General features: G+C 54.9%; 5 protein-coding genes. All 5 read left to right on the plus strand.

What is annotated here, in order from left to right; genetic code table 11:
- A partial coding sequence (locus tag AC559A_RS18605) for a pyridoxamine 5'-phosphate oxidase family protein (RefSeq protein ID WP_498819197.1) occupies nucleotides 1-656 on the plus strand: 656 nt, incomplete at its 5' end.
- A gap of 574 nt (nucleotides 657-1,230) precedes the next feature.
- The gene (locus AC559A_RS18610; protein ID WP_498819198.1) at nucleotides 1,231-2,388 is read left to right on the plus strand and encodes a DUF4062 domain-containing protein; all 1,158 of its coding nucleotides are present in this window, start codon (nucleotides 1,231-1,233) and stop codon (nucleotides 2,386-2,388) included.
- An 81-nt stretch (nucleotides 2,389-2,469) separates the two neighbouring features.
- Complete coding sequence (locus tag AC559A_RS18615) at nucleotides 2,470-3,192, plus strand: hypothetical protein (RefSeq protein ID WP_498819199.1); 723 nt, start codon at nucleotides 2,470-2,472, stop codon at nucleotides 3,190-3,192.
- A 174-nt stretch (nucleotides 3,193-3,366) separates the two neighbouring features.
- Nucleotides 3,367-3,537, plus strand: coding sequence for a hypothetical protein (locus AC559A_RS18620; protein ID WP_498819200.1), 171 nt, complete (start codon nucleotides 3,367-3,369; stop codon nucleotides 3,535-3,537).
- 415 nt (nucleotides 3,538-3,952) lie between these two features.
- Complete coding sequence (locus AC559A_RS18625) at nucleotides 3,953-5,158, plus strand: ATP-binding protein (protein WP_498819201.1); 1,206 nt, start codon at nucleotides 3,953-3,955, stop codon at nucleotides 5,156-5,158.
- Nucleotides 5,159-5,720: the final 562 nt, after the last annotated feature.

Raw genomic sequence — 5,720 nt, forward strand, 5'->3', positions numbered from 1 at the left:
ATCTCCTGGAAAACAGGGATCGAAAACCACTCACTCCGAATACAGATAGTACCACAGGGGAGAATTGCCAATTCCACGTCCAACGTCGAAGAGCCTCTTTTGTGAAACATCCAAGGGCAGGCAAGCCGAGCAGGGATGACGCGCTGCGGGCGGTTCAAACAGCTTCGGCTCTCCCTCGCAACCGCATCAAAGTGAGAAAACCAATGAGACGTAAAGATCGCGCAACAACCATTGAGGAGGCAAGAATCCTCCTGGAAACGGCGCAATACGGCGTACTCTCCATGGCATCCCTGGACGGTTCACCCCACGGCATCCCTTTGAATTTCGCCTTTGATGGCGATTGCATCTTCTTCCACTGCGCTTTGGAGGGAAAGAAGATCGATTTGCTCTCCGTGAACGGGAAGGTCTCGTTTTGCGTGGTCGGCAAGACAGAGGTGCTGCCTGAGAAGTTCGGTACAAAATACGAAAGCGTAGTTGCCGCGGGGATCGTGGAAGAGCTTTTCGACGAGGAAAAAAGGGCAGGACTGGTCTTGCTCGTCAGGAAATATTCGCCCGACTACTTCACGCAGGGACTTGAATACATTGACGGATTCTTCGACAAGACCAAGGTTTTCAGGGTCCGCCTGGAGTCGATCACGGGCAAGGCCCGCAGATGACGGGCACCCGGCGCAGGTGGAGCCGGGATGCGGAAAGAGACCAATAATCGATGCCGATCATGATTTCGATACCGATCCGGAGCGCCCGTGGTTCGAGCACAAATTTGCCCTGATCAGTGATCCAGATACGATTGTCTCCATTCCAAAAGTAGTTTAGTGCTTACAACAGTTAGCATTATATGGGGATTCCGAAGCCAGTACCGGAATTTGACGATGGCTTCCCGATATGCGTGATGACGATCAGGAGGGACACTTGGCCTTCAAGGCCTGCTCCCAATCGTCAAAAACGATCACGGATGCGTCCATCATTTCCTCCGAGTTTGGCTTTATGCACCGTATGTTGGATGAACTTATGTCTGCTACATAAAGCTGACCTCAAGGCAAAGCACAAAGCTGACCTCGGAGCCAGGAAATATTTGGCAGACTTTTCTCAATACGCTGAAATAACGTGGCAAATGCGGAAAATTTTTTCAAAAATTGCTCGCCGAATCAGCTGGTGTCAGGGCCGGAATTTGGAAGAGCGGATTTTTGTGAATTCCGCATAATAACACTGTTAGCTCGGTAAGGAGGGCCTATGGCAAGACTTCGCGTCTTTATTTCGTCAACATGTTACGACCTCGATATTCTTCGGGGTGAGCTCCGCCCTTTCATTTCCGGGATGGGGTACGAGCCGGTTATGAGCGATTACGCGGATGTCCTTTACGACCCGCGTTCTCATACTCATGACAGCTGCCTAAAGGAAGTGCCAAGCTGCGACATGGTGGTATTGATCGTGGGGTCGCGATTTGGTGGCACCGCGGTTCCATCCGCTTTTCAACAACTCGACTTCAGCAGCCTAGAAAAGTTATCGACGAAGTCTGGTGTGCTAGAAGCGAAGGAAAAGCTTTCAATCACGCAGCTTGAAGTGCTGAAGGCGGTTGAGGCTGCCATCCCCGTGTATGCATTTGTTGATGAACGAGTACTTCACGATCATCATGTGTATGAGAAGAACAAAGACAAGAAGGATGTGATTGAAAATATTGAGTTCCCTTCAATACAGAAAAGAGAAACAGCTAAGTACGTCTTTGAGTTCATTAACTTTCTCAGCCATAGAACCACCAATAACAACGTACTGGCTTTCAGTCGCCTCGAAGATATAAGACTCCAGCTCGCAAGCCAATGGTCGCAATTGTTCCAGCGCCTTCTTCTTGAAAATCGAACAAGAGCGCAGGAGTCTCGCCGATACAGAGACTTCTCTGAGCGTATTGATGATCTGAAAGCAGTTGTGCTCGCGTCTCTCGCAACTCCCGATTTAAGGGATACCGCAAAGGGTGCAGTTCAGTTTCGACACCTTATCGGCTTTGTTTCGAATTTTGTTGCGGTAGATTCGCGCGATCTTCTTCTATCTGATTTCGGCTGGGATGATCTACTTTCGAGGGCTGGGATAGTCGAGCTTCGAACAATCGAGGATGACGACCGCGTCAGAATGATGCGGCCGGAAGTTTTTATGGTTCGGGAAGACAGAACGTTCTACCGGTTCCGTATGCCGAGAAGGGCTCTTGACGACTTTCGCGTCGACTGGTCGGCGTTTCAGCGCCTAGATCGGGACGCACGCGAAGCTATAGTCGACGCGCTTCTAGAGGACAGAGAACAAAGGCGCATCGGGACACTCCGCTACGTCGACAGGAACATAGATGAATATCTATCAGAACGAGAAAACTCTATTCAGCTGGATCTAGGAGAAGCGAGCTAACAACAGCATGCAGCGGACGGCCCGCTGCGCGGCCCACCGCTGATGCTGAGCGTTAAGTCGACCGGAGAGAGACGCATCGCAATGGACTGGATGAATAACCCTTGGATCGTCGGGATCGGCGGTGGAATTCTTAGCGGGCTCTTAGTCACGTTTGTCTCTCGGGCCCTGTTCTCACGCCGTGACCGTCGCGAGTACGCGCAGAAGCTCGCATCGGCAAACCGCGAGGTGATCTACGCCCTCCGGCCAGGTCTCTCCGAGGGCCATGTTCCTGACTCACGAGTCGTCGAGTCACTGATCTCCGCGACAGCGCGCAAGTATGCCGTCGAGGCGAAGGACATGTATGGTGCGCGGCAGGTTGGGGAAGAGCTGATAAAGGAGATCATGGATTCCAGTTTCATATCGGCCAGTACCAAGCAGGAATACTGCAATCAGCTGGAGTCGCTTAGGCCCGCGACGGCGAGGCGTGATGAGCAGGGCGAGCTGGTAGTGGAACGAACTCCAACTGGCCGAACGGAGCTCGAGCAGTACCGTGCGCGAATGGTATCGATGACGAGCGCAATGATGGGCATCGTAACCATGCTGATGACGGTTATGCTCGTATTCTCTGATTTCTTCAAAGGCAGTGTCTTCGACTCGAAACCCGACTCAGTCACGTTCCTTCTCCCCATGGTCGCGGCACTTATGGCGACGGTCATGGCGGCCGCATTTATGATGTTGCGAAACGACGCTCGTCGACGGATGCGCGACAGAGACAACCGTGACAAGGACAACAGAGATCGCGACGATGCAGACAAGGCGACCTAACAAGGTTAATTCAGCCGACCCAAAAGACCGCGCGGCTGATTAGCAGCGTTCCTGCGACGCTTCCGCGTCGCGGGAACGGGCCGGGGCTGACTGCGTCCAGTCGGTTGCCCTCGCCGCGGAAGCCGCGTCGAGAATGTTTACTTATACGTCAGGACATCTTGAATAGGAGCATGCATGCTTCAAGAAGCCCGCGACACACTCCGCGAGTTCGCCAGCGAAACGGACGCGAAGCATCTGTCCGCAGTAAGTGGTTTTCCTCCTGAACAAAGTGAGAGCGGGGCAGGCCGCTTCGCTCAAGGTCCGGAGCACGCCAAGAAAATATTTTTTAACCTTCCACTGGAATGATGCGGAAGCCAAAAGACTTCACGCCTGACGGCAATGATTCTTCCTCCCGACAGGGAGGAGGCAATCTTTTGGAAAGCAGCGTTTTCCCTGCTTTCCAAAATGTTTTCCTTTGTGAACTTGGCGCCTTGAGCGACCAACGGAAGCGGGCGGTTCAAAAAGTGCTCCCACCCTCTTTCCTGATCACGTACGCTTGAACCGGATGAGCCATAATTTGCGCCGCTGGAATTGGGTTTGAAGGCGCGCGGCAAGGCCGAGTCGGCCCTGATGCAAGATCTGGCGCCGTTCTTGAAGAAGCAGGCCGGGGGCGGGAGACTCGGGGTTGAAGGCGTATGAGTGAGGACGGGATGACCGAAACCGAGCTTTGGCAATGCGTCGCCGCTTGCAATACGCATCACATTGAGTAAAATTACTCAACATGAAGCGCAAAACGCCGAACACCTATCAACGACCCCAGGCGGCCGAACTGGCCCGCAGGCTGGCGGAGCCTCGGCGTCATATACAGGTGGTCACCGGGGCGCGGCAGGTCGGCAAGACCACCCTGGTGCAACAGGTTACCGAAGGCCTGGAGGGGCCGGTGCGCTTTGTCAGCGCCGACGAGCCGACACTGCGCGATGGCGCGTGGCTGCGTCAGCAGTGGGAGGCGGCGCGGGTGGAGACAGGCTCAGGTGGCGGCTTGCTGGTGGTGGACGAGGTGCAGAAGGTCGAGCACTGGTCGGAAACCGTCAAATATCTGTGGGACGAGGACACGCGCCAAGGTCGGGCGCTGCGGGTCGTGCTGCTGGGCTCCGCGCCGCTGATGATCGGGCGCGGACTCACCGAGAGCCTGGCCGGACGCTTCGAGAGCCTGCACCTGCCGCACTGGTCTTTGGTGGAAATGCGCGCGGCCTTCAGCTACAGTCTCGAAGACTATCTCTTTTTTGGCGGCTACCCCGGCGCGGCGCCGCTGACCGCCGAACCGGCCCGCTGGCGGCGTTACGTGCTGGACTCGCTGGTCGAAACCAGCATCGCGCGTGATGTACTGCTGCTGACCCGCGTGGACAAACCGGCACTGCTGCGTCGCCTGTTCGAGCTGGGGTGCCGGTACTCCGGGCAGATACTGTCCTACACCAAGATGCTGGGCCAGTTGCAGGACGCCGGCAACACCACCACCCTGGCCCATTATCTCGATCTTCTGGCGGCAGCGGGGATGCTCACCGGAGTTCAAAAGTTCGCCGGCCAGGCCGTGCGCCAACGCGCCTCCAGCCCCAAGCTGCAAGTACTGAACACGGCCCTGATGACGGCGATGGAAGGGTTGTCTCCCGAGGAAGCCCGAGAGGACCGGTCTTACTACGGTCGGCTGGTGGAATCCGCGGTCGGCGCGCACTTGGCCAACGCCGCGCAGCGCGGCGACTGCGAGCTGTTCTACTGGCGGGATAAAAACCGCGAAGTCGATTTTGTGATCCGTGCGGGCAGGCGGTTGCTGGCCATCGAGATCAAAAGCGGTCGCCGCCGCGACGCCCTGCCCGGCATGGCCGCCTTCGTCGAAGCCTTCCAGCCGGATCGCACCCTGTTGGTCGGCGGCGACGGCATCGAGTTGGAAGCCTTTCTGTCTCGTCCGGTTATGGAGTGGGTGCAGGCGTGAGGGCTTTGAGTTCCACAGTGCAACTTGTCGAGGACGTCACGGCGTCAACCAAGCTCCGCGCCCGCCAAAAAACGCGCCGCTCACTTCCCCAGAGGTCAGTTTTGTGCATGGTTTTTTCCGTGATTCTTCCGGTGTTGTATAATGCTGACTTCGAGGGATAGTAAAAAGCTGACCTCAGGTGCGGGAGATCGGGCGGTGGAGATGATGATGGATTTGAAAGCAAGATGTTGAGAATAGGGATGCTTCTGCTTGGGAAGAGGCTTGGGTGATAGTTAGATTGGTTGATTGGTTTTTTCCCAATTCCGAATAATAACACTGTTCAATGTGTCTACCTAATCAAAGAAGAGTTCAGATATGAATTTGGAAAAATTTTCAAAAATATCAGAATCACTTCGTCAATACAGACGAGCTGAGCTTCGAGATTTTGAAGCTGAAATAGGCGAGAAGCCTGTTGATCAACTATATGTGGCTCGTCAGCAAAATTTGTGGGTGAACACTGGTTCGGGCAGATCTCCAAGTGTATGATATAAGGCAATTTTTTGCACTTCGATGCTCCGAAAAC

Origin of the sequence: Desulfonatronum zhilinae (assembly GCF_900182865.1) — a bacterium.
Lineage (GTDB): Bacteria > Desulfobacterota > Desulfovibrionia > Desulfovibrionales > Desulfonatronaceae > Desulfonatronum > Desulfonatronum lacustre.

Bases quoted from the DNA above. Each gene is read 5' to 3' on its own strand.
- AC559A_RS18610 (WP_498819198.1), top strand. From the start codon at position 1,231: ATGGCAAGACTTCGCGTCTTTATTTCGTCAACATGTTACGACCTCGAT.
- AC559A_RS18615 (WP_498819199.1), top strand. From the start codon at position 2,470: ATGGACTGGATGAATAACCCTTGGATCGTCGGGATCGGCGGTGGAATT.
- AC559A_RS18620 (WP_498819200.1), top strand. From the start codon at position 3,367: ATGCTTCAAGAAGCCCGCGACACACTCCGCGAGTTCGCCAGCGAAACG.
- AC559A_RS18625 (WP_498819201.1), top strand. From the start codon at position 3,953: ATGAAGCGCAAAACGCCGAACACCTATCAACGACCCCAGGCGGCCGAA.